We start from the raw sequence: 24048 nt of genomic DNA on the forward strand, positions 1-24048 counted from the left end.
AATGCAGGCCCTGCAATCGTTGCTCGTCGCCCTGACCTATCCCCCTGCCCTCACCGCCGCGCTGCTCATTGCGGCGGCGCTGATGGCGCTCATCCGCTGGCAGCGCGTCGCCGTCGCGACCGCCGTGCTCGCGTTCGCATGGTCGGGCGTGCTCGCCATTCCCAGCGTGTCCGACTGGGTACGCGGGCGCATCGAACGCCAGTATCCGCCCGTCGATGAAGCCACCTTGCCGCAGGCCGACGCGATCGTCGTGCTCGGCGGCGCCACGCACTTCTACTGGCTCGAACGCCAGAACGTCACCGCCTACGACCTGGAAAACAGCCGCCTGGCCGCCGGTGCGCGCGCGTGGCTCGCGGGCAAGGCGCCGGTCGTCGTGCTGTCCGGCGGCGGCGACAACGGCGGCAACGAAGCGGCGAGCGAGGCGCGCATCATGGAGCACGCGATCCAGCGGCTCGGCGTTCCGCGCAAGGCGCTGCTGCTGGAAACCAAGAGCCGCAACACGCGCGACAACGCGCGCTACACGGCCGAACTCGCCGACCAGCACGGTTTCCATCGCATCCTGCTGGTGACCTCGTCGCTGCACATGCCGCGCGCGGTGATCGAATTCCGCCGCGCCGGCGTGGACATCACGCCGGTACCGGTTCCCGAAAGCGGCAAGCGCGAGCGCTGGACGCAGCGGTGGGTCCCATCACGCCGCGCGTTATGGCGCAGTGGACGCGCGATCAAGGAAATGGGAGCGATCGTGATGGCGCGTCTACGGAACTGAACGACGCGTGCCTGCGTTCACATCGCGCGTTCGCATCGCTGAATGCAACTGCACTGTGCGCTCATCCGATCACGCCGCGTGCGCTACGCGCGCTCTAGGCTTCGGTGGCGAACACAGGGACATCGCAACGTTCACAACGTCGTACCACCCGGCTGCGTCTGAGATGGACATCGTGACGAAAGGCACTGCGACCGAACGCGCACGCATGCCGCGCCAAGAACCCGAGGGCCATGCATTGAAGACGCTCACTCTTGCCTGCTCGGTCGCCATCGCGACTGTGATCACCGGCTGTACCGGCCAGCAGATGACGCGCGGCGGCATCCAGGATTCGCGCTTCATCGGTGGCGAGGTGAAGATGGTGCCGATCACCGCCGAGGTCGTCTCCGCGCCCGCCCCGAAAGCCGTCGTGCCGCAGGAACTGCTGTCGTTCCAGGGCGAAACCTACAAGATCCAGCCCGGCGACACGCTCATCGTCACCGTGTGGGACCACCCCGAACTGACCACACCGGCCGGCAACCAGCAGCAGGCCGTCACCAACGGTCGACTGGTGCAGCCTGACGGCACGTTCTATTTCCCGTATGCCGGGAAGCTCAACGTCACCGGCATGACGATCGAGGACCTGCGCAGCACGCTGACCTCGCGGCTGGCGAAGTACCTCACCAATCCGCAGCTGGACGTCAACGTCGTGGGCTTCGGCAGCCGCGTCGCGCTGCAGGGCGCGTTCGTCGACACCACGCCGCAGGACGTCACCACCGTGCCGATGACGCTGTCGCAGGTCGTGGGCCGCGCGCGCATCGACGTCGCGCAGGCGGATCTGTCGGGGCTCGTGCTCACGCGCGATGGCCGCAACTACAACCTGGACCTCGACGCCCTCAACCGCGATGGCAACGTCGCGCAGGACATCTACCTCAAGCCGGGCGATCGCCTCTTCCTGCCGTTCAACGACCGCAAGGAGGTCTATGTCATCGGCGAGGTCGCGCGTCCGCAGGCGCTCACCTTCAAGACGACCGATGTCACGCTTACGCAGGCGTTGGGTCGCGCGGGCGGTCTGAATCCCATCACGTCGAAGGGTGAGGCGGTCTACGTGATCCGCGGGCTCGAAGACATGGGAACGCCGCAGGCGACGCAGGGCGCCGCGACCGTGTACCAGCTCGACGCGAAATCGCCGGTCGCCTTCGCACTGGGCGACAAGTTCCGGCTCAAGCCCGGCGACGTCGTGTGGGTCGGCCCGGCCGGCGTGACGCGCTGGAACCGCTTCCTGTCGCAGTTGCTGCCGCTGTCCTCGCTCGTGACGAATGCCGCCTCGGCCCAGTACGACCTGACGCGGTAACGGCCCGGATTCAAGCGGGGGTTGAGGAGAAAGAGGAGCTTGCGCTCCTCTTTCTCTTTGGGCGCATGACGGATGTCGATTCGCAAGCCCTGCGCTCGTCGGGGAAGATGAGGCGACCCGCCTCGTCATCCGGAGCGTCCATGCTGCAGCTGTATGCCCACCCGTTTTCCTCGTATTCGCAGAAGGTCCTGACCGCGCTGTACGAGAACGGCACGCCGTTCGAATGGAAACTGCTCGAATCGCCCGAGGGCGACGCCTGGCGCGAGCTGGTCGCGATGTGGCCGGTGCGGCGCTTCCCGGTGCTGGTCGAGGACGGCCGCATGGTCGCCGAGGCCAGCTGCATCATCGAATACCTGCACGTGCATCATCCCGGCCCGGTGAAGCTGATCCCGGACGACGCCGACGAGGCGATAAAGGTGCGGATGATGGACCGTTTCTTCGACCACTACATCTCCACGCCGCAGCAGAAGTTCGTCTTCGACGCGCTACGCCCCGAGGGCAAGCACGACGCGTACGGCGTGGAGGAAGCGCGCACGATGCTCGAAAACGCGTACGCGTGGCTCGACGGCGTGATGCGCGACCGCCAATGGGCGGCGGGCGAGCGTTTCAGCCTGGCCGACTGTGGCGCCGGGCCGTTCCTGTTCTATGCCGACTGGACGCATCGCATCGATGCGCGTTACGCCAACGTGCGTGCGTATCGCGCGCGGCTGCTCGCGCGCCCGGCGTTCGCACGCGCGGTGGACGAAGCCCGCCCGTATCGGCCGTACTTCCCGCTCGGCGCACCCGACCGGGACTAGTCGCGACTCGTCGGGACCAGCGGCGACTGGACCTCGCCGTCGCCGCGCGGGCATGATGCGCGCTGCTCGTTCGGGGACCGCGCATGCTGCTGATCGTCACCGCTGTGATCCTGCTGGCCGGACCGGCGCTGCTCGCGCTGGCCGGCGTGTTCGCTGCCGACAAAGACGCGAACGTCGCCGCGCGCACGCGCTGGAGCTGGAGGACGGTTGTCGTCTCCACCCTGCTCTACACGCTCGCGTTCAACCTGACGTTCTTCGTGCAGGAAGTCTTCCTCGTGGTGCCCAAGGCGCTCACGCCGGGCCTTGCGCCGACGCTGTTCCACAACAACCACAGCTGGACCGGCGAGAACCCGCTCGCGAGCCTGTTCCAGGGCACCGGCGCACTCGCCACCGCGCTCGTCGGGCTCGCGTGCCTCGTCGCGCTTCGTGCGGGCCGTCCGCGGGCAGGCGCGTGGCGACTGTTCGTGGTGTGGATGGCGTACTGCGGCCTGCTGATGGCGCTGCCGCAGGTGGTGATCGGCGCGCTGAGCACCGGCAGCGACGTCGGCATGGCGATGGAGTATTTCGGTCTGTCGCCGCAGACGAAGACCGTCATGGCGTGGATCGCGCTCGTCGCCATCGCCGTCGTGTCGCTCGCGTTGCTGCGGCCGGTGCTGGAACTCGCCGACGAGCCGGCCGACGTCGCCACGCGTTGCGCGCGCACGCGCTTCGTGTTGCAGACGGTCGCCTTGCCGATGCTGCTGGGCACGGCGCTGGTGATTCCCTTCCGCATCCCGCGCGAGGCGCTGGAAGTGGTGCTGCTGCCGCTGATCGTCGGCGTCCCCGGCGCGCTGTGGATGCTCGCCGGTGCGTGGCGCGTCCGCGACGTGCGCGCCAATGGCGTGGCGATGCGGGCGTTCGTGACGCCGCTGCTGGCGGCGATCGTCCTGCTGCTGGTGTTCCAGCTGGTGCTGCGGCCGGGCGTCGCGTTCTACTGAGGCATCACGCCGGCGGGCGCATGCTTCGCGCTTTCCCGCCGGGAGAGCGCAGGCATGGCCGTCGACCCGATTCCGCCCGGATACCAGCGCATCACGCCCGGCATCGTCGTGGGCGACGCGAAGGACGCCATCGCGTTCTACGAGAACGCCTTCGGCGCGAAACAGACCTACCGGCTCGACCTCGGCGACAAGGTGGCGCATGCGGAAATGCGCATCGGCGATGCGCGTTTCATGCTGTCGGACGAATTCCCCGAGTGGGACGCGCTGGGCCCCGAATCGCGCGGCGGCACCACCGGCAGCCTGCTGGTCTACGTCGACGACGTGGACGCCGCGTTCGACCGCGCGATCAAGGCCGGCGCCACCGTGTTGCAGGCCGTGGAAAACCAGTTCTGGGGCGACCGGATGGGCACGGTCGTGGACCCGTTCGGCCATCGCTGGATGCTCGGCACGCACGTCGAGGACGTAAGCGAGGACGAGATGCGCCGGCGTGGCGAGGAATGGGCGGCGAGCCAGTCGAACGGTGACGAGTGAAGCGCAACGCGCGACGCGCGCGCCTCGCTCGCGCTCGCTGATCGTTCGCCTCGTTCGACCTCGCCCGTAAAGACCGCGTCGCCAGGCACGGCACGTTTCTTCTCGGCTCCCTTACGGCGTCCTTCCGACACTGCGTGCATTCCCTGGACGCACACACGAGGAGCCTCATGGCCGTGCCCGATTACCCCCGCCCGCCGTTCAAACCGCAGCAGCAGTCCTTCCCCGGCAAGACGGCGAAGATGGACCCCAGGCCCGATCACGGCGAGGAAAGTTACGTCGGCCACGGCCTGCTCAAGGGCAAGAAGGCGTTGATCACCGGCGGTGACAGCGGCATCGGCGCCGCCGTGGCGATCGCCTACGCACGCGAAGGTGCCGACGTCGCGATCGTCCACCTGCCGACCGAGGAACACGACGCGGCGCAGGTGCTCGAACAGATCAGACAGGCCGGTGTCGAAGGCGTCGCCTACGCCTGCGACATCAGCGACCCGCAGCAGGCCGAATCGATGATCGCCGAAGCGGCGAAGACGTTCGGGCGCATCGACGTGCTGGTCAACAACGCGGCCTACCAGCAGTACTACGAGAAGCTGGAAGAGATTACGCTGGAGGAATGGAAGAAACATTTCGACACGAACGTACACGCGCCGTTCAACCTGGTGCGCCTTGCGCTGCCGCACATGCGCGAGGGCGCTTCGATCATCAACACCGCGTCGGTGCAATCGAAGAAGCCGTCGCCCAACATCCTGCCCTACGCCTCGACGAAGGGCGCCATCGCCAACCTGACGCTGGGCCTCGCCGGGTTGCTCGCCGAGAAGAACATCCGCGTCAACGCGGTGCTGCCGGGCCCGATCTGGACGCCGTTCATTCCGGCCGGCATGGACGAGGAGGAAGTGAAGCACTTCGGCGAGTCGGTGCCGTTCAAGCGTCCGGGCCAGCCGGCCGAACTCGCATCGGCGTACGTCATGCTCGCGGCGGATACGGCGAGCTACACCTCCGGCGCGCTGCTGACCGTTGCCGGCGGCGCCCCGATGTTCTGATGCCTGCACGCGCATCGCGCGCGGGGAGCGCGCGATGAACGTGTTCTCTCCCGCGGGCCACCTTCCCAATGTGAAGTGGGTGCGCGAAGGCGTGGACCTGATCGTGCCGCTCGGCGAAGCGGCCCTCATCCTCGTCGCCGCATGGCTGCTGCGCCTGCTGTTGCGCAAGGCGCTGGGCCGCGTCTGCGCCCGTTACGAATTGCCGCCGGAAATGACCATCGGCGCGCGCCGCGTGGTCGGCACGCTGATCTACGTGGTGGCGTTCTTCCTGATCCTGCAGCGGCTGGGTGTATCGGCGTCGGTACTGTGGACGGCGATCACCGGCTTCGCCGCGGTGGCGGCGGTGGCGTTCTTCGCCGCGTGGAGCGTGCTGTCGAACATCTTCTGCACGTTCCTGATCCTCACCTCGCGCCCGTTCCGCCTGCACGACGAGATCGAGCTGCTGGAAAACGGCGAGAAGCCCGGGCTCAAGGGCCGCGTGGTGGACATCAATCTGATCTACACCACCTTGCAGGAAACGCGCCCGGACGGATCGGACACGACGCTGCAGATTCCGAACAGCCAGTTCTTCCAGCGCTCCATACGGCGGTGGCGCAACGCGGGGTGAGGCTGCCGTCATCCCGGCGCAGACCGGGACGACAGCAACTGGAGACGCCCTTCCCGCCGAAGCGGAAAGGGCGGCCAGGCACTACTCTGACGGCGCTTCCTCGTACCGCTCGCGCAGTTTCACCGGCTCGGTCTTCGCCGCTTCGCGCTTGCGGATCCACAGGTTGATCATCTCGACGAACACCGAGAAGGCCATCGCCGTGTAGATGTAACCCTTGCGGATGTGCTGGCCGAAACCGTCGGCGATCAGCACCAGGCCGATCATGATCAGGAAGCTCAGCGCGAGGATCTTCACCGTCGGGTGGCGTTCGACGAAATCGCCGATCGGCCGGGCGAAGGCCAGCATGAAGACGATCGAGATCAGGATCGCGGCGACCATCACCCAGCGCTCGTCCACCATGCCCACGGCGGTGATGATCGAGTCGAGCGAGAACACGATGTCCAGCACCATGATCTGCGCGATCACGCCGGCGAACGTCGCGCCGGCCACCTTGCCCGACGACACGGTCTCGCTCGCGCCTTCGAGTTTCTGGTGGATCTCGTGGGTAGCCTTCGCGATCAGGAACAGGCCGCCGCCGATCAGGATCAGGTCGCGCCAGGAGAACGCGTTGCCGAATACCTCGAACAGCGGCTTGGTCAGGCCGACGATCCAGGCGATGGTCAACAGCAGGCCCAGGCGCGTGATCGCGGCGAGCGCGATGCCGAGCTTGCGCGCCTTGTTGCGCTGGTGCGGCGGCAGTTTGCCGGCAAGGATGGAGATGAAGATGATGTTGTCGATGCCGAGCACGAGCTCGAGCGCCGTCAACGTGGCCAGGGCGATCCAGATTTCGGGATTTAGCAGGATTTCCATCGGATGGATTCGGTTCGGTGGATGGGAACCGCAATCCACGCGCGAAACGCATCCGTCGGATCGTTCGAGCACCCGTCGCTCGAATCGAGCCAGCTGCTCGAATCGGGCAAGCTGCTGGGACGGGTGGAATCCGGACGCACCTTCGCCGTGGCCTTACGGCGAAGGTCTTGCTCACAGGCCCGGCGGCCTGCTGCTGCACCGGGGCGGTCCTGTTGCAGGACGACCCGTAATGACGGCGACAGCACGATGGAGCTACTCCCCTTCTGCGGCGATCCTAGCACGCGCGATGCGCCGCGACGGAACGGGACGTTCAGGCATGGCCCGCACTCAGGCGGCGCAGGCGCAACTGGTGTTCGGCGCGGTCGGCGCGCGTGGGTTTGCGCGCGTCCTCGCGCCGCGGCAGACGGACGAGTCGCGGCGCGCGGGGACGGGTCGAGATCGCGTCCGGCACCGGGGGAGGAGTCGGCAGCTTGCGGGTGGCCATGGGGGATCAAACCTGTCGTTCGGGCGATCAGCATCGGGGCTGGAGGGTTAAGCCGGAGCGAAGCAAACATTCGTCGCGGCACCGCCGACGCACACCGGAAACCATGCCGTCATAACCGCATGTCATGACCGGCCGGTGACAGCATTTCGCGCCGCGAAATCGGCATCGCGATGGTGCAGTGGACGCCGGCGTCGGTGAGCTCGTAACGCGTGCGCGCGCCGAACTGGTAAGGCAGCGCGCGCTCGATCAGTTCGCGTCCCGCGCCGCCGCTGGGCGGCAGGTTGCCGGCCGACTGGTGCACGACGCCGGTCTCGCGCCAGTCCACGTGCAGCCACGGCCGCCCCTCCTCGAACTCCACCTGCCAGGCGATGCGCAGGCAGCCGGCGGGGTCCTTGAGCGCGCCGTACTTGACCGCGTTGGTGATCAGTTCGTGGATCGCCAGCGCCAGCGGCTGCACGCTGGAGGAGCGCAGCGACACGCCGTCCGGGCCCGACAGTTCGAACCGCGTGCCGTCGTTCGGGTCCAGGTGCGCGGCCAGTTCCATCCGCAGCAGTTCGTCGAAGGTCACCCGCTGGCCTTCCTTCAGGCGCGACAGCAGCCCCTGTACGCGCGCCAGCGAGCCCAGGCGTTCGCTGAACACGGTCGCGAACTGCGCCATGTCCGCGCTCTCGCGCAAGGTGCGGTCGGAAATGGAACGCACCACGGCGATGAGGTTGCGCGTGCGGTGCTGCAGTTCGGCGACCAGCACGCGCTGGGCGTCCTCGAATTCGCGCCGCAGCGTGGTGTCGATCATCGAGCCGACCATGCGCACCGGCCGACCGGCGGCGTCGTAGAAGAAGCGACCGCGCGCGTTCGCCCAGTGCACGCCGCCGTCGGGATGGAGGAAGCGGACCTCCCGCACGTACTCGCCGCCGGTCAGCATCGCCTGTCGCACGGCGGCCTCGACGGCTTCGCGATCCTCCGGGTGCACGCGGGCGATCCACGCCTCGTAGCTGGGCACGACCTCGCCGGGCACGTAGCCCTCGATGCGGTAATGCTCGTCCGACCAGGCGACCTCGCCCGTGGTCAGGTTCCAGTCCCACGTCGCCAGGCGGCCGACCTCGATCGCGCTGCGCAGGCGCTCCTCGCTCTCGCTCAGGCGGAACTGCGCCTTCTTCAGCAGCGTGGCGTCCTGCGCGATCCCGCCGATGCGGTTGATGCGGCAGTCGTCGTCGCGCATCGGGAACTCGGTGCCCAGCAGCCACAGCTCGCCGCCGGTCTCGCCGTGGAGGATGCGGTACTCCTGCTCCATGCGTTCGCCCTGCTGCACGCGACGCATCGCGCGGCGCACGGCCTCGCGATCGTCCGGATGCACCATCGCCAGCCATGCATCGAACCCCTGGCCGACGACCTCCTCGCAGCGTCGGCCGCAGATGGTTTCGAACGCCGCGCTGACGTACTCCATCTCCAGCGTGTCGGCGTTGCGCACCCACAGCACGCTGGAGGCGGCCTGGCCGAACTGGCGGAAGCGCTCCTCGCTGTCGCGCAGGGCCAGCTCGGCGTCGCGCCGCGGCTTGATGTCCTGGAACAGGATGCCGACCTGCTTCTGCCGGCCCTTCAGGCGGAACACGCGATAGCGGAAGTAGCGCTGCACGCGCGGCGACGGGCGTTCCAGCGAACGCTCGCGGCCGGTGCGGATCACCTCCTCCACGATCGCCAGCCATTCGCGGTCGAAGTCGGGCACGACCTCCGACAGGCGGCGCCCGGCGATGTCGCGCCCGATGTAGCGACGCGCCATCGGGTTTTCCTGCAGGAACTGCAGGTCGACGATGAGGCCGTCGTCGTCGGTCACGGCCTCGCCGATGTAGAACGCCTCGCCCATGCTGTCGAACAGGTCGCGGTAACGGCGTTCGCTGTCGTGCAGCGCCGAGGCCGCGCGCACCAGCCGCGCCTGCAGCAACAGCGCGTGGCGCAGCAGCAGCGCGAGCATCACCAGCGTGCCGATCAGCCCGTAGATGCGGCCGATGTAGAACCCCAGCTGGTAGCGGGCGGTGATCAACATCCCGCTGAGCGCCAGCTCGATCACCGCCGCGAGCAGCGTCACGCAGAGCCACAGGTCCAGCAGCCGGCGCAGTCGCGTGCGCCAGATCAGCAGCGCGATCGCCACCAGGTGCGCGGTCCATACCGTGAACCCGACCAGGCGTGCGGTGATCGGCCGGTACTCCACGTTCGCCAGCAGTCGCGGCAGCCGGTCGTCCAGCCGCACCAGCGCCAGCGCGATGACCGCCACGAGGGCCACTGTCGCCGGGTACGCGATGCGGTGCAGCGGCCACGCGCCATTGCCCGGCCGCACGGTCCCGGCGATGACGTAGGCCATGACGAACAGCGGCGCCACGCCATGCCAGAAGATCCACAGCCACACGGTGGTCTGCGTGCCCCCGAACAGGCTGCCGCTGACGAAGGCATCGGGGAAGCTCAGGCCGTGCAGCAACGCGAACAACGCGCTGCACAGATAGCCGCACGCGAGCCACAGGAATCCGCGCTCGTGCAGGTCGCGATATTGCGCGTGCAGCATCAACGCGGCGATCGATGCCAGCACCATCACCGCCGCGTCGTAGGCCGGCACGAAGGTCGGCACGGCGGGGAGTTCGCGCGCGGCGAACGGCGCCGTCGCCGCGAACGCGAGCACCAGCACGATCGCCAACCACGCCGCACGCCGGCGGTCGCCGCTGTCGGCCAACGCGATGCCCAGGAACCCGGACCCTTTCGCACCCGGCGTGGACGTCGCAGCAGGATGGACGGTCACGGGCGGGCTCCGGGCGGGCTCGCCGCCACGATCCGCTCACCACCCGTGGGCGCCGCGTGAATGCGTGACCGTCTCATCACATTAACTTTTCGTCGCCAACAATGCAGGCACGTCCGAGGAGAGACCCCATGCACGATGCTGGCCTCCGCGGCCTCAGCCTGCTGCTGGTTGAGGACGATTACCTGCTCGCCTCGGGCCTGCAGGAGGCGCTCGAGCTGGAAGGCGCGACGATCGTCGGCCCCTACCCCGACGTCCAGGGCGCGCTGCGCGGCATCGCCCAGGCGACGACCCTGGACGGCGCGCTGCTGGACGTGAACCTCGGCGACGAGACGTCCTTCGCGGTGGTCGAAGCGCTGCGCGATCGCGGCGTCCCCATGCTCTTCCTCACCGGTTACGACGACAGCGCGTTACCGGCGATGTACGGCGACATCCCGCGCTGCCGCAAACCCGTCGGGCTCGCCGAGCTGGTGCGCGAGTTGAATTCGCATATGGCGCGGGTGGGGTGAACGTTGTCGGCGCCCGCTGTGGTAGCCCGGATAAGCGAAGCGCATCCGGGGTGATACGTCGCTAGCTCCCGGGTGGCGCTCCGCTAACCCGGGCTACAGGAGCAGGTCGCGTTTCAGAAATCCGGGCGCTTACACCGCCACATCGCGACGCAGCGAATGGAACACGCGCAGGATCGCCGCCACGCTCCGCTCCGCGTCGTCCTGCGTGGTCGCCCAGTTCGACACTGAAATCCGCATCGCGCCCTTCCCCTGCCACGTCGTGCCGCCGAGCCAGCACGTGCCGTCGCGCTGCACGCCGTCGATCACCGCGCGGGTGAGGTCGTCGTCATCGCCGAATCGCACGAGCACCTGGTTGAGGACGACCTCGTTGAGCACGCTTACGCCTTCGGCCTCGCGTAACGCGTCGGCCATCTGCCGCGCACGCGCGCAACTTCCGTCGATGAGGTCCTGCACGCCGCCGCGGCCGAGCGCGCGCAATGTCGCGTATACCGGCACGCCGCGCGCACGCCGCGAGAACTCCGGCACCCAGTCGACCGCATCACGTTCGGCGCCGCGCGTCTGGATCAGGTAGGGCGCGGCCGAGGTCATCGCATCGCGGTGATCCTGCGCGTGCCGCACGATCGCCACGCCGCAGTCGTACGGCACGTTGAGCCATTTGTGCGCGTCGGTCGCCCACGAATCGGCCAGTTCGATGCCCTGGGCGAGACCGCGCAACGAGTCGCTCGCACGCGCCCACAACCCGAACGCGCCATCGACGTGCAGCCACGCGCCGCGTTCGCGCACCACGTCGGCGACCTCGCGCAGCGGATCGAACGCCCCGGTGTTCACGTTGCCGGCCTGCGCGCAGACGATCATCGGCCCTTCGATCGACGCGACGACCTTGCGCAGGCGATCGACGTTCATGCGTCCCTGCGCGTCGGTTTCCACGCGATGCACCGAGCGCGTGCCAAGGCCGAGGTAACGCAGCGCCACGTCGATGGTGACGTGCGATTCGGCCGACGCCACGACGTGCAGCCGCGGCGCGCCCTGCAGCCCGTCGGCTTCGACGTCCCAGCCGGCGCGGCGCAGCATGTGGTGCCGCGCGGCCGCAAGGCAGGTGAAGTTCGCCATCTGGCAACCCGTGACGAACCCGACGCCGCTCTCGCGCGGCAGGTCGAACAGGTCGAGCAGCCACTGCCCGGCGACTTCCTCCAGCACCGAAACCAGCGGCGAGATCGCGTAGATGCCGGCGTTCTGGTCCCACGTCGACACCAGCCAGTCCGCCGCCAGCGCGACCGGATACGCGCCGCCCACCACGAAGCCGAAATAGCGCGGCGAGTTGCACGCGACCGCACTGCGTTCGGCCTGCCCGGCGAGCAGGTCGATCACCTCGCCGCCTTCGTCGCCCTGCTCCGGCAGCGCGATGCGCAGCGCCGTCAGCAGTTCATCGCGACTCGCGCGTGCGCCGACATGGCGATCGGGTAACCGGCGCAGGTACTCCCCGGCGTGGGCACGCGCGTTGTCGAGGTATTCGTCGAAGACCGCGGACTGGAACAGGCTCGTGGGGAGCGGATCGATGGCCATGGCGCGCGACTCCACCGGGAAGAGGCCGAAGCATAGGCGCGCGCCGCGGCGCGGCGGTTAAGACGGCGTGGAATGGAGCGGCGGGCGTTGTAGGGCTTTGGGCCCGGTTCCGTCGAGGGTGGCCCTTTCACTGCGTCCGCCGGGATGACGGCTTCAAGCCCCTCTCCCATCGGGAGAGGGGTTGGGGTGAGGGGTAACGGAGGGGCTGCGTTGAACCGGCTTGGCAATGCAGCGCTGCGGTGTTGCTTCTTCGCGGCCCGAGCGGAAGCGATAATCAAAATGGGTTCCAGCTTTCGCTGGAATGACGAGATAGTGGGACGACGGAATGCGTCAGATGACGGTATGGATTGATGACGGATGGATCGGACGACGTGACAGCCTGGGTCCCGGCCTTCGCCGGGATGACGGCTTTGAGCCCCTCTCCCACCGGGAGAGGGGTTGGGGTGAGGGGCAACGGAGGGGCAGCGTTGAACCGGTTTGGCAATGCAGCGCTGCGGTGTTGCTTCTTCGAGAACCAAGCAGAACCGAAGATCAAGATGGGTTCCAGCTTTCGCTGGAATGACGGGATGAGTCGAATGACGAAGTGGATCGAATGACGGGATGAATCGGATGACGTGACAGCCTGGGTCCCGGCCTTCGCCGGGATGACGGCAGAGGATAGGCTTTCAGCCGAACAGGACCGACCCGCCCCCAACTCCCGCTATAGTCCCCGCATCGCCTCCGGAGCGCCCATGGACGTGCCACACCCGCAGCGCATGCAACCCAAGTTTCCGTGGCGTTACCTGTTGCTGGTCGTGGTCCCGCTGGTCGCGGCGGTGGCGATGTCGCGCCACGGGGTGCAATTGCCGCTGGCAGAAACCCTCTCCTCCGCGCCGACCGCTCCCGCCCCGGGCGCAAACGCCGCCGCGCACGGCCCCCTTTCCACGCCGCTCGCGCGCTTCCTGCTGCAACTGCTCGTCGTGCTGTGCGTGGCCAAGGGCGCGGGCTGGCTGCTCAAACGCTTCGGCCAGCCGGCGGTGATCGGCGAAATGGCCGCCGGCCTGCTGCTCGGTCCTTTGCTCTTCGGCGCCGTCGCGCCGCAGGTGCAGGGCTGGCTGTTCGCGCCCGAAAGCCTCGGCGCGCTTGGCATGGTGAGCCAGCTGGGCGTGCTGATGTTCCTGTTCGTCGCGGGCGCGGAGCTGGACCTGTCCAGCCTCAACGGGCGTCGCGGATTCGCGCTGCTGGTCAGCCATGCCGGCATCGCCCTACCGTTCCTGGGCGGCGTGCTGCTCGCGCTGTTCCTGTTCGCCGAACACGCACCGCCCGGCGTCGGCTTCGCGGGATTCGCCTTGTTCATGGGCGTGTCGCTGGCGATCACCGCCTTCCCGGTGCTGCTGCGCATCCTGTCCGACCGCGGCATCACGCAGACGCAGATGGGCCGCATCGCGATCGCCTGCGCCGCGCTCGGCGACGCGAGCGCGTGGTGCCTGCTCGCGGTGATCGTCGCCACCGTGCAGGCCACGGGCTGGACGATGGCCGCGGTGAGCCTTGCCGGCACGCTGCTGTTCGCCGTCGCGGTGCTGGCGTTCGCGCGGCCGTGGATCACGCGCCGCGAGATCCCCGTCGAACGCGAAGGCCGCGCGCTCATCGGGCTGCTCCTGCTCGCGCTGCTGTGCGCGCTGGTGACCGAGGCGCTGGGCATCCATGCGCTGTTCGGCGCGTTCCTGGCCGGCATCGCGGTGTCGGGCAACGCGCGCCTGCGGCACCTGCTGGTCGAACGCGTGGAGCCGTTCGCGATCTCGCTGCTGCTGCCGCTGTTCTTCGCGATGACCGGCCTGCGCCTGCGCGTGGACGGCTGGCAGGCGTCGGACCTGCTGCTCGGCGTGGTGGTGATCGCCGTGGCGACGATCGGCAAAGGCGTGGGCACGTGGCTGGCCGCACGCAGCGCCGGCATGCCCAATACCGACGCGATGCGCCTGGGGGCGCTGATGAACACGCGCGGCCTGATGGAGTTGATCGTGCTGAACCTCGGCTACGAGATGGGCCTGATCGGCGACCGCCTCTTCGCCGTGCTGGTGATCATGGCGCTGGTGACTACCGCCATGACCGGCCCGCTGCTCGACCTCATCGAACGCCGCGCACGCCGCTGACGCACCGTTGCGGCGGCGCGGGCATTCCGCGACCGCCGCCAAGGCGTCGAATCAGACGCCGGGCTCCTCGATCTGCCGGACCTCGCATTCGATGTTCCACTCGTCGCCGTGGATGGCGACGAAGCGGCGCGTGAGTTCGGTCGCCTCGTCGAGGTCGGCCGCCTCCAGGATCGCGTAGCCGCCGACGACTTCCTTGGCTTCGGCGAACGGGCCGTCGATCTTCGACAGCTTGCCGTTGTGCAGCTTCACGCGGCGGCCCTTCGAGGTGGGCTGCAGGCCGCCGGTGTCGACGAGCTTGCCGGAGGCGCGCATCTCGCCGATGAGCACGGTCATCTCGTCGATGAGCCGCTGGCTCGGCACCTGGCCGGTGTTCTCGTCGACTCGGATCAGGGACATGAAACGCATGAGATCTCCTTCGGTTCGCGGGCGCGGAAGTGCGCCCTTCAGTGACTCGACGAGCCCGGCCGTGCGGAATCGACAAATCGCGTCGAAGTCTCGCGGCGGGCCGGCCGGTATGCTGCGGCGATTCCCTTGCCACACGCGACGCGCCCGATGACCCGACCCGCCGCCCTGCACGCCCGTGCCTTCCTCCTGTTGTGGCTGCTGCTGGCCGCGCCGGCCTTCGCGCAGGGCGGCTATTTCCCGCCGCGCGGCGACTGGGCCCGGGCGACGCCGGCACAGGCGGGGTTCGACCCGAAGCGCCTGCAGGAGGCGGTCGATTACGCCATCGCCCACGAGGCGAAGGAGCCGCGCGACCAGTCCGTCTCGCTCGCGCAGAGTTTCGGTGCGAAGGAGCCGTTCTTCGAAGGGCAGATCGGCCCGACCGCGGTGCGTGCGCCGCTCAACGGCATCATCGTCCATCGCGGCAGGGTGGTGGCCGAATTCGGCGACACGCGCGCCGTCGACATGAGCCACAGCGTCACCAAGACCTTCCTGAGCACGGTGGTGGGCGTGGCGTGGCAGCGTGGGCTGATCCGCGACACGAACGACCGCGTCGCCGATTACATGCCGCGCGACGTCGACCTGTTCGCTTCCGGACACAACGCGCCGATCACCTGGGACCACCTGCTGCGCCAGACCAGCGACTGGCAGGGCACGTTGTGGGGCAAGCCGGACTGGGGCGACCGGCCGTCGGGCCCGCCGGAACAGTGGCCGAACCGCGAGCGCCACGTCCCCGGCACGCATTACATGTACAACGACGTGCGCGTGAACGTGCTCGCGCTCGCCGCGCTGCAGGTGTGGCGTCGGCCGCTGACGGAGGTGCTGCGCGAGAACGTGATGGAGCCCATCGGCGCGAGCACGCGATGGCGCTGGCACGGCTACCGTAATTCGTGGGTCGAACTCGACGGCCAGAAGATGCAGTCCGTCTCCGGCGGCGGCCACTGGGGCGGCGGCATGTTCATCGACGCGTGGGATCTGGCGCGGTTTGGTTACCTGTTCCTGCGCGATGGCCGCTGGGACGGCAAGCAGATCGTGTCGCGCGAATGGATCGCCAAGGCGCGCACGCCGGGCACCGACAACCCGGAGTACGGCTACTGCAACTGGTTCCTCAATACCGGCCGCAAATCGCTGCCGTCCGCGCCGGAAAGCAGCGTGACGTTCCGCGGCAACGGCCAGAACATCGTCTACATCGACCGCGACAACGACCTACTGATCGTCGTGCGCTGGATCGATCGCGGCGATGCGCTCGATACGTTCATCGGGAAGGTGCTGGCGGCGCGGGTGAAGTGAGCGGATGGGTTGGGAAGGTGGATTGTTGGGTCGTCGGATGACGGCGATCGCGGCACGTCAGTCCGTCATCCCGGCGAAGGCCGGGACCCCCGCAAAACCGTCATCCCGGCGAAGGCCGGGACCCAGGCTGTCACGCTGTCCGCGTCATCTCGTCATCAGCGCCACTTCGTCATCCGGGCCGCTTCGTCATTCCAGCGGAACCCATCTGCTTTGCGCTGTTCCGTGACGAAGAACAACAGCGCAGCGCTGTTCCGCGAAACAGGTCGCCGCAACCGCTTCGTTACCCCTCACCCCAACCCCTCTCCCGGTGGGAGAGGGGCTCAAGCGCGCTACTGCGTTTGGTCGTCGTCGAGGCCCGGAACGCTAAGCGGTGCGAGCAGCACGAGGCGCCGCAAAACGTCATCGGCGAAAGCCGGCACCCAAGCAAAAACGTCATCCCGGCGAAGGCCGGGACCCAGGCCGTCACGCTGTCCGCGCCGTCTCGTCATCAGCGCCACTTCGTCATTCCAGCGAAAGCTGGAGCCCATTTTTGCGCCGTGCCCGTTCGCAACTATAGCCAGCGCGCGGCGCTGTACCGCAAGGACTGGTCAGCACAACCGCTCCGTTGCCCCTCACCCCAACCCCTCTCCCGGTGGGAGAGGGGCTAGAAGCAGGCCGCGTTTGCGCAGCCAGCAGCGCTACGCAGCACGCAACATCAGCGCCCGCTCGAAGACGGGCCGAAGCCTCAGAACGTCACCTTCACCGAAGCCGCGCTGCGCTTGTGCTCGCCGTGGTACACCGCTTCGATGTTGTTTCCGTCGGGGTCGAGCACGAAGGCCGCGTAGTAGCCCGGATGGTACGGCCGCTCGCCCGGCTTGCCGTTGTCGCGGCCCCCGGCAGCGAGCGCCGCCTGGTAGAACGCATCCACCGCCGCGCGATCCTTCGCCTGGAACGCAAGGTGGTGGCGGCCGGTCAACTCGCCCTGCGCCGCTTCGCTCTGCGCGGTGGAGACGAACAACTCGTCGTACCAGAACGCATCGTCCATCGTGCCGCCGAGCGGCACACCGAGCACGTCGAACACGGCGTCGTAGAAGCGGCGGCTCGCGGGCAGATCGCGCACCACGAGTTGCAGGTGGTCGATCAACCGGCCGCGGTGGAGTTCCTGGGTTTCCATGGTCCCGTCCCTGTGGCGTGGTGCGCTCAGTGCGGCGCGGAAGACTGCGACAACGACGACTGCGAGGTCGTGCGCAGCAGGCTTTCCAGATTCTGCACGCCGCGCATCGACGACACCGTGTGCAGAAGGTCATGGAACTCCTCTTCCGCCACGTGGCCCTTCAACTGCACGCGGCCGTCGCGCACGTGCACTTCGACATCGTGCGGATGCCCGACTAGCCGACCAAGACGCGCGCGGATGCGTTCGTGCAGCAGGTCGTCGTCGATCGGCTCGGACGCCAGGCTCGCACGCGTGCGTGCGGCCACGCCGCGCAGGCGGTCGGCGGCGCGCTTGGATTTGCCGCGCACGTAGCGCTCGGCGTCGTGGCGCATCGACACGCTGCGGTCGCGCACGATGGCGCGGCGGCGACGGCCGGTGTTGGGATCCATGAGGTACATCACGAGGGCGCCGGCAGCGAAGGCCAGCGCGGCGCTGGTCAGCGTGCCCAGGACGGTGCGCGTGGATCGTTCATGCATGGTGGTCACCTCGACTCGGTTGGCTCGCGGAGCCCCACCCTGCCAGAACGCACCGAAACACAGCGCGAAGAACCACCGACTGCAAGCTTAACGGGGCGATCGCTCCAACCCCGCGGATTTTCGGAGGATTCCGAGAGATCGCACGCAGCGGCGTTGCTAACGTTCGGCGCCCTCCGCTGCCTTCGCCGCCGTGCCGAACCCTTTCCGCTCGCGCGCCGTGTCGCGCCTCTCCGTCGCCGCGTTCGTGTGTCTCGCGGTTGTCCTTCTCGCCTCATGCGATCGCGCCCATGCACCGCCGAAAGACGCGATCGCGACGACGACGCCCGCACCGGAGCCGTTCGTCGCGCCGCAGGACGTGTTCGAACGCGACGCGCACGCGATCGTCGGCATCAGTTATCCGCCGGGGCTCGAGCGCTATCCCGCGCTCGCCAAGCTGCTCGTCGCGCACGCGCAGGCACGTCGCGCCGCACTTGCCGCGGCGCTGGAAACCACGCCGCGCCCGACGGTGCCGTTCGAACTCACGTTGCGGTTCAGCACCGTGGCCGACGCCGCGCGCATGTTCGTGGTGACGGCCGACGAGGAGCTGTATACCGGCGGCGCGGCGAGCCGCCCGGATCGCACGGTGTTCCTGTGGCTCCCGGCAGAAAACCGCCTGCTCTCGCCGGATGAGATGATCCCCAATCCCGCCGCATGGGCGCGGTTGCACGACGACATCCGCCAGTTGCAGCGTAACGAATCGGCTTCGCTCGCCGCGCCCGCCGCCGGACGCGCGATGCAACGCGTGTTCGTGCCGCGCTTCAATTCGAGCGGCCGCATCGCCGGCCTGCGTTTCCGCACGGACGCAGGCGACGAAGTCGAAGTCGCGGGCAGCGAACTGCGGTCGCTGGTCGCGCCCGCGTATGCGTCGTGGTTCGAGGATGCCCCCATCGCCGCGGGCGAAACGTCAGCGGCGACGGCGAAACTCTGAAAAGTCGATCGCCGCATCGCGTCATGCGATGCGGCGATAACTGCCTCACGCCGCGGGTTTGCGCAGCGTCTGGTCGAACAGCGCGAGCGTCTTTTTCCATGCCTCGCGCGCGGCGGCTTGGTCGTAACGCGGCGTGGTGTCGTTGTTGAAACCGTGCTGCGTGCCCGGCGGCTGGAACAGCTCGTACTTCACGCCCGCCTCGTCCAACGCGGCCTTGTACGAGGGCCAGCCCGCGTTGACGCGTTCGTCGTTCTCCGCCAGCACGACGAGCATGCGGGCCTTGATGTTCGGCACGCCTTCCAGCGGTGCGGGCGCACCGTAGAACGGCGCGGCGGCGTCGAGGTCCGGCAATTGCGTGGCGAGGAAGTTCGCCATCCCGCCGCCGTAGCAGAAGCCCACCACGCCCAGGCGCCCGTTGCCGCCGTCGATCGTGCGCAGCATCTTCGCGGCGGCGATGAAATCCTGGCGCGTCTTCGCCTGGTCGAGCTTGGCGAATTCGGCGCGCGCCTTGTCCTCGTCGCCCGGATAGCCGCCGAGCGGGAACAGCGCATCCGGCGCGAAGGCGATGTAGCCCTCCAACGCGAGGCGACGCGTCACGTCCTCGATATGCGGATTGAGCCCTCGGTTCTCGTGCACGACCAGCACGACGGGCAGCGGGCCGCTCTTCTTCGCCGGACGCACCAGGTAGCCGCGCGCGGTGCCGTAGCCTTGCGGCGAGGGGAATTCCAGGTATTTGCCGACCAGCCGCTTGTCGTCGGGCTTGACCTGCTGCGCCGCGGCGAAGTTCGGCGTGAGGGCGGCGAGCAGCCCGGCGGCACCGGCCGCGCCGACCGCGAAACGCGCGGCACCGGTCAGGAACCCGCGGCGATCGATGACGCCGTGCACGTACTGGTCGAACAGACGCATTACTTCCGGATCGAAGTCGCTGGCCTTGCGACGTGGCGTGTCGGCCATGGGAACCTCCGCGGCAGGGGTCGGAACGTGCCGGCGAGGATAACGGCGAACGCGTGACGCCGTGCGGATCGTGAGGCGACCGGAGGGATTGGCGCGACGGACCGGGTCGAACAGGGAGCCATCGAAGGCCGGTGCGTGTCGAAAGCGGCGCCCACTGACCGGGGCGGTACGACAGGCGCACTGTCGAAAAAAGACCGCCGCCGATGCCCCACGCACCGGCGGCGGTGGCGACTTACGTCACCTTCTTGGCGATGGTCACGCCCAAGATGAAAAGAATGACGGCTATCACCAGGCCCACCCAGAACAGCAGCTTGGCGATGCCCATGGCCGCACCGGCGGCGCCGGTGAAACCCAGCGCACCGGCGATCAGGCCGATGACCGCGAAAATGATGGCCCACTTCAACATGGAAACAGCTCCGTGCAACTTCGTTGCGAACGACGGTAGTCGCGACGTTGTCGTTCTGGCGTGAGCGAAGCCGCGTGTTGCGGTGCGGGAAGAAAGCCGGGCAACGCGTTCCAGCGGCAAGCCCGGATGCGGCGACGTCGCACGGCTTGCGTTATCGGCAAGCGCGATATGCGCCGCGATCGAAGTGGAAGTGATCCGCATGGGCACGGTTGTAGTCCGGCCCGAGCACGACGTCGAAGTAGTCGCACGCACCGTCGTGCACCGCGCGCAGGAAGCGGGCTTCATCCGCATCGCGCTGCGCACCGGAGGCATCGGCGTCCGCGGCATCCGGCGTGGTCGGCAACGAACGCCAGTCCGACACGACGCGCACGCGTCGTCCGTCGTCCAGCACGAAGCCCGCGACGTCCAGCGCGTCGGCGGTGGCGTGCTGGCTGCGACGGCGTCCCTGTTCGCCGTAGAGGTTGCGGCACGCGTACGACCCCAGATGTTCGATCCGCACCACGCGCGATGCGAGGTTCGCCTGCGCGGCCTGCTGCAGCACGTGGCGTTCCCACATCGCCAGCGACAACGCCGTGCGGCAGCTCAGGGTGAAGTCCGATCCCACCGCCACGCTCGTGCGTTGGATGCGCACGGCATTGGCGAAGCCGCAGTGCTCGCCGGTGACGCGGTCGTCCACCGGCGACAGGCGCATGTCGGCCTGCGCGAGCGCCGCCTGGCACGCGACGCGGTCGGCGACCGCGCGGTCGAGCTTGAAACGCGTGAGCAGGTCCGGGGGCGCGTCGATGCGCAGCGGCGCCCATGGATTCCAGGCCTCCGGCACGCGGAGGCGGCCCGACCAGAGCGCCCACGCCAAGCCCATCGCGGCGAGGACCGGCACCAGCCAGAGCACGCGCCCGATGATGCTGCGGTGCGGGGCCGGCGAGGGATTGGGCGTGGGGTTCGGCGAGGGATTCGACATCGCCCGATTGTCGGCGATGGGGAGTCAATACCGCGGCCAGTCGGCCGATAATGCGCGCATGGAAACCGCCAATGCCTCCGTGACCGCCCTCCCCTTCGCCCGCATCGCCGACGCGGTGGCCGGCGCGCGCTCGCTGGAGGAGCTGGTACGGCCGCTGCTGGAAGTGCTGGAAACGCTGACCGGCATGGAATCGACCTACCTCACCTCCGTGGACGCCGACGCCGGCGTGCAGCACGTGCTGTTCGCCCGAAACACGCAGCGCCTGCTGGTGCCCGAGCAGCTCACCGTGCCGTGGTCGGACACGCTGTGCCAGCGTGCGCTGGACGAAGGTTGCACCTACACCAGCGACGTGCCCTCGCGCTGGGGCGATTCCGATGCCGCGCGGGCGCTGGGCATCCAGACCTACGTCAGCACGCCGGTGCGGCTGGAGGACGGCTCGCTCTACGGCACGCTGTGCGCCGCCAGTGCGCGCCCGCTGCCGATGCCCGAGGACGCGCAGCGCGCCCTGCAGATGTTCTCGCGCCTCATCGGCCAGCAGCTGGAGCGCGAACGCCTGGTCGACCGCCTGCAGGAAGCCAACGCGGCGCTGGCCGCGAGCGCGCTGGTCGATACCGTGACGGGCCTGCCGAACCGTCGTGCGCTGATGGCCGAACTCACGCGCCGCATCGCGCACTGCCAGCGCCAGCACGAATCGCTGGTGGTGGCCTTCATCGACCTGGACGGCTTCAAGGCCATCAACGACCGCCACGGCCACGAAGCGGGCGACCGTTTCCTCGCGGCGATCGGGCGCACGCTGCAGGGCGCCCTGCGCGCCGACGACTTCGCCGCGCGCCTGGGCGGGGACGAGTTCGTGGTGGTCGGCACGGTGGCGCACGTCGAAGGGCCGGACCGCGTCGAAGCCTTCCGCGAGCGGCTGGCCGCGGCGACGCGCCGCACCTTCGACCTGGGCCGCGTGGTGGTGGATTACGACGGCGCCAGCGTCGGCGCGGTGGTCGCCGGGGACGACCAGCCGGACCCGGACGCCCTCATCGCCCGTGCCGACGCGGCGATGTATGCGGTCAAGCGCGCACGCAAGGTGCCGGCGCGCGCGAGCGCCTGACCGGCGGCGGCCCGCGTCACGCGAAACCCGTATCGTATGGACACCCGTCCGTACTGGAGCGCGTCATGAAACAAGTGTTGAAGCAGGCCGTCGCCGGCCTCGTCGTCACCGTCGCGCTGGCCGCGCCCGCCGTTGCCGCGCTGAAGGCCGGCGCGAAGGCGCCCGACTTCAGCGCGCCGGCGTACCTCGCCGGCGAGCCGTTCACGTTCAAGCTGTCCGATGCGCTGAAGAAGGGCCCGGTCGTGGTGTATTTCTTCCCGGCTGCCTTCACCCCGGGCTGCAACCTGGAGGCGCACCTGTTCTCCGAGGCCATCGACAAGTTCAAGGCCGAAAAGGCCACGGTGATCGGCATCACCGCCGGCAACACCGACCAGCTCGCGGCGTTCTCCAAGTCCACCGAACATTGCGGCGGCAAGTTCCCCGTCGCCGCCGACACCGGCGCGAAGATCGCCACGAAGTACGACGCGATCCTCGCCAAGAAGCCGGAGTGGTCGGATCGCACCTCGTATGTGATCGCACCGGACGGCACGATCTCGCACGTCTATTCGGACCTCAATCCGCAGAAGCACGTGAAGGAGACGCTGGACGCGGTGGCGGCGCTGGAGAAGAAGTAAGCGGGTTGGTACTGCACTCGTCATCGACGTCGAGCCGTCATAAGCCCCTCTCCCTCCGGGAGAGGGGTTGGGGTGAGGGGTAACGAAGCGGAGGCGCTGAGCGGCCACGGCGGTACAGCGCTGCGCGTTTGCTTCAAGGAACACGCCCCGCGCAAAGCAACATGGGTTCCAGCTTTCGCTGGAATGACGAAGAGCGATGCCTGCGTTTGAGCCCCTCCCCCACCGGGAGAGGGGTTGGGGTGAGGGGTAACGAAGCGGATGCGCTGAACGGCCGCGGCGGTACAGCGCTGCGCGTCTGCTCCAAGACACACGCCCCGCGCAAAGCAACATGGGCTCCAGCTTTCGCTGGAATGACGAAGAGCGATGCTTGCGTCTTGAGCCCCTCTCCCACCGGGAGAGGGGTTGGGGGGAGGGGTAACGAGCGGGTGCGTTGAACGGTCTGGGCGGTACAGCGCTACGCCTACCGCCCACCCTCCTCCGCCTCATCCGTAAGCCCCGCACCCAGCCCCATCCCGAGCCCGCCCGCGGCGAGCCCGCCGCCCATTCCGCCACCGCCCATCCCGCCGCCGCGGCCGCCCTGCTTTCCTTCCTCGCGACCGCCCTCGCCCTTTCCCTTCGACGACGACGACGGCCGACTAGGTCCCTGTTTCGGCAGGTCGAGGTTCGCCGGCACCGGCTCCAGGTCGAGCACGCCGCGGATGAAGTCGCGCAGCGACACGACCAGCTCCGCCGTGTGCACCGGCCGGCCCGCGACCAGTTCCGACGCCGCGCGCGCCGCCAGCCGCACCTGTTCGTCGGTGCCCAGCAGCAGGATGTCCGACAGCGCCGCCTCCACCGCATCGCGGATGCGGCGCGAGCGGTCCGAACTCGGCCACGCGAGCTCCGCATTGCCCGGTTCCACGCCGGCCGTGCCGCCACGCCGCTGCACGTCGCGCAGGTGCGTGGGATCGACCGAAAGATCGCCCGTGAACGAGCCGCCGAGCGTCTTGTACGCGGCGATCAACGTGCGCAGGCGTTCGTTGATCTGGCGGTTCTCGCGCTCGCGCCGCGCCTGCACGATCTGCATGAACATCAGGCGGATGCCCACGCCGATCAGCGTGATCACCGCCAGTCCGACCAGCGTCGACAGCACCGCCTGCCACGAGCTGAAATCCAGGTTGCGCATGCCGCCTCCTTCGCCGATGCAGGCAACCTAGCGCATCGTCCGCGGGCGCGCCGTGGACGGCCGGGCCCGCCTCACGCCGTCCTAATGCACCGGCCACCACAGTGGCGCCACCTTCCGGTCGGGGACGC

General features: G+C 68.5%; 24 protein-coding genes. 13 read left to right on the forward strand and 11 right to left on the reverse strand.

Translation table 11 applies throughout. The features are described 5' to 3' along the window. Window position 1 precedes the first annotated feature (1 nt). From LA521A_RS11405 to LA521A_RS11435, 7 genes are all read left to right on the forward strand, one after another. Window positions 2-766 (forward strand): YdcF family protein, encoded by a 765-nt coding sequence (locus tag LA521A_RS11405; RefSeq protein ID WP_281779024.1) that lies wholly within the window; start codon window positions 2-4, stop codon window positions 764-766. Between the two features lie 205 nt (window positions 767-971). Then, window positions 972-2096, forward strand: coding sequence for a polysaccharide biosynthesis/export family protein (locus LA521A_RS11410; RefSeq protein WP_281779025.1), 1125 nt, complete (start codon window positions 972-974; stop codon window positions 2094-2096). A 140-nt stretch (window positions 2097-2236) separates the two neighbouring features. Beyond that, a complete protein-coding gene (locus tag LA521A_RS11415; RefSeq protein ID WP_281779026.1) occupies window positions 2237-2893 on the forward strand; it encodes a glutathione S-transferase family protein in 657 nt (218 codons plus the stop codon). An 83-nt stretch (window positions 2894-2976) separates the two neighbouring features. After that, window positions 2977-3870, forward strand: coding sequence for a hypothetical protein (locus tag LA521A_RS11420; RefSeq protein WP_281779027.1), 894 nt, complete (start codon window positions 2977-2979; stop codon window positions 3868-3870). Window positions 3871-3924: 54 nt separating this feature from the next. Then, window positions 3925-4401, forward strand: a complete 477-nt coding sequence (locus LA521A_RS11425) for a VOC family protein (RefSeq protein WP_281779028.1) — start codon at window positions 3925-3927, stop codon at window positions 4399-4401. A gap of 167 nt (window positions 4402-4568) precedes the next feature. Further along, window positions 4569-5435, forward strand: a complete 867-nt coding sequence (locus tag LA521A_RS11430) for an SDR family oxidoreductase (RefSeq protein ID WP_281779029.1) — start codon at window positions 4569-4571, stop codon at window positions 5433-5435. Window positions 5436-5469: 34 nt separating this feature from the next. Then, complete coding sequence (locus LA521A_RS11435; protein ID WP_281779030.1) at window positions 5470-6042, forward strand: mechanosensitive ion channel domain-containing protein; 573 nt, start codon at window positions 5470-5472, stop codon at window positions 6040-6042. A gap of 81 nt (window positions 6043-6123) precedes the next feature. Here the strand turns inward: LA521A_RS11435 and LA521A_RS11440 are convergent, their stop codons facing one another. From LA521A_RS11440 to LA521A_RS11450, 3 genes are all read right to left on the reverse strand, one after another. Then, complete coding sequence (locus LA521A_RS11440) at window positions 6124-6891, reverse strand: TerC family protein (protein WP_281779031.1); 768 nt, start codon at window positions 6889-6891, stop codon at window positions 6124-6126. A gap of 310 nt (window positions 6892-7201) precedes the next feature. Further along, on the reverse strand, window positions 7202-7375 hold the full coding sequence (locus LA521A_RS11445; RefSeq protein WP_281779032.1) for a hypothetical protein: 174 nt from the start codon (window positions 7373-7375) through the stop codon (window positions 7202-7204). A 109-nt stretch (window positions 7376-7484) separates the two neighbouring features. Further along, window positions 7485-10160 (reverse strand): PAS domain-containing protein, encoded by a 2676-nt coding sequence (locus tag LA521A_RS11450; RefSeq protein WP_281779033.1) that lies wholly within the window; start codon window positions 10158-10160, stop codon window positions 7485-7487. Between the two features lie 128 nt (window positions 10161-10288). Between LA521A_RS11450 and LA521A_RS11455 the strand changes: the two genes are divergently transcribed. Further along, window positions 10289-10666: a response regulator gene (locus LA521A_RS11455; RefSeq protein WP_281779034.1), complete on the forward strand. Its 378-nt coding sequence runs from the start codon at window positions 10289-10291 to the stop codon at window positions 10664-10666. 129 nt (window positions 10667-10795) lie between these two features. Here LA521A_RS11455 and LA521A_RS11460 read toward each other — a convergent pair whose 3' ends face one another. Next, complete coding sequence (locus tag LA521A_RS11460; protein ID WP_281779035.1) at window positions 10796-12229, reverse strand: pyridoxal phosphate-dependent decarboxylase family protein; 1434 nt, start codon at window positions 12227-12229, stop codon at window positions 10796-10798. 731 nt (window positions 12230-12960) lie between these two features. Between LA521A_RS11460 and LA521A_RS11465 the strand changes: the two genes are divergently transcribed. After that, window positions 12961-14358 (forward strand): cation:proton antiporter, encoded by a 1398-nt coding sequence (locus LA521A_RS11465; protein WP_281779036.1) that lies wholly within the window; start codon window positions 12961-12963, stop codon window positions 14356-14358. 51 nt (window positions 14359-14409) lie between these two features. Here the strand turns inward: LA521A_RS11465 and LA521A_RS11470 are convergent, their stop codons facing one another. After that, the gene (locus LA521A_RS11470) at window positions 14410-14763 is read right to left on the reverse strand and encodes a YciI family protein (protein WP_281779037.1); all 354 of its coding nucleotides are present in this window, start codon (window positions 14761-14763) and stop codon (window positions 14410-14412) included. 147 nt (window positions 14764-14910) lie between these two features. On the opposite strand from LA521A_RS11470, the gene LA521A_RS11475 reads away from it, so the two are divergent. Then, window positions 14911-16089 carry a serine hydrolase domain-containing protein gene (locus LA521A_RS11475; RefSeq protein ID WP_281779038.1) on the forward strand — a complete coding sequence of 393 codons (1179 nt, stop codon included), beginning with the start codon at window positions 14911-14913 and terminating at the stop codon, window positions 16087-16089. A gap of 724 nt (window positions 16090-16813) precedes the next feature. Here LA521A_RS11475 and LA521A_RS11480 read toward each other — a convergent pair. Both LA521A_RS11480 and LA521A_RS11485 read right to left on the reverse strand, forming a co-directional pair. After that, window positions 16814-17242 carry a VOC family protein gene (locus LA521A_RS11480; RefSeq protein ID WP_281779039.1) on the reverse strand — a complete coding sequence of 143 codons (429 nt, stop codon included), beginning with the start codon at window positions 17240-17242 and terminating at the stop codon, window positions 16814-16816. 26 nt (window positions 17243-17268) lie between these two features. Further along, window positions 17269-17757, reverse strand: coding sequence for a BON domain-containing protein (locus LA521A_RS11485; protein WP_281779040.1), 489 nt, complete (start codon window positions 17755-17757; stop codon window positions 17269-17271). 217 nt (window positions 17758-17974) lie between these two features. Between LA521A_RS11485 and LA521A_RS11490 the strand changes: the two genes are divergently transcribed. After that, the gene (locus LA521A_RS11490; RefSeq protein WP_281779041.1) at window positions 17975-18724 is read left to right on the forward strand and encodes a hypothetical protein; all 750 of its coding nucleotides are present in this window, start codon (window positions 17975-17977) and stop codon (window positions 18722-18724) included. 45 nt (window positions 18725-18769) lie between these two features. On the opposite strand, the gene LA521A_RS11495 is transcribed toward LA521A_RS11490, so the two are convergent. From LA521A_RS11495 to LA521A_RS11505, 3 genes are all read right to left on the reverse strand, one after another. Next, a complete protein-coding gene (locus LA521A_RS11495) occupies window positions 18770-19678 on the reverse strand; it encodes a dienelactone hydrolase family protein (protein WP_281779042.1) in 909 nt (302 codons plus the stop codon). Between the two features lie 232 nt (window positions 19679-19910). Beyond that, window positions 19911-20084 carry a DUF1328 family protein gene (locus LA521A_RS11500; RefSeq protein WP_281779043.1) on the reverse strand — a complete coding sequence of 58 codons (174 nt, stop codon included), beginning with the start codon at window positions 20082-20084 and terminating at the stop codon, window positions 19911-19913. A 151-nt stretch (window positions 20085-20235) separates the two neighbouring features. Next, window positions 20236-21042: an extensin-like domain-containing protein gene (locus LA521A_RS11505; protein WP_281779044.1), complete on the reverse strand. Its 807-nt coding sequence runs from the start codon at window positions 21040-21042 to the stop codon at window positions 20236-20238. A 79-nt stretch (window positions 21043-21121) separates the two neighbouring features. Here LA521A_RS11505 and LA521A_RS11510 point away from each other — a divergent pair, with 79 nt between their 5' ends. Further along, a complete protein-coding gene (locus LA521A_RS11510; protein WP_281779045.1) occupies window positions 21122-22141 on the forward strand; it encodes a GGDEF domain-containing protein in 1020 nt (339 codons plus the stop codon). Between the two features lie 65 nt (window positions 22142-22206). After that, window positions 22207-22755: a peroxiredoxin gene (locus tag LA521A_RS11515; protein WP_281779046.1), complete on the forward strand. Its 549-nt coding sequence runs from the start codon at window positions 22207-22209 to the stop codon at window positions 22753-22755. Window positions 22756-23215: 460 nt separating this feature from the next. Here the strand turns inward: LA521A_RS11515 and LA521A_RS11520 are convergent, their stop codons facing one another. Further along, on the reverse strand, window positions 23216-23920 hold the full coding sequence (locus tag LA521A_RS11520; RefSeq protein ID WP_281779047.1) for a hypothetical protein: 705 nt from the start codon (window positions 23918-23920) through the stop codon (window positions 23216-23218). Window positions 23921-24048 lie beyond the last annotated feature (128 nt).

Source organism: Lysobacter auxotrophicus, assembly GCF_027924565.1.
GTDB lineage: Bacteria > Pseudomonadota > Gammaproteobacteria > Xanthomonadales > Xanthomonadaceae > Lysobacter_J > Lysobacter_J auxotrophicus.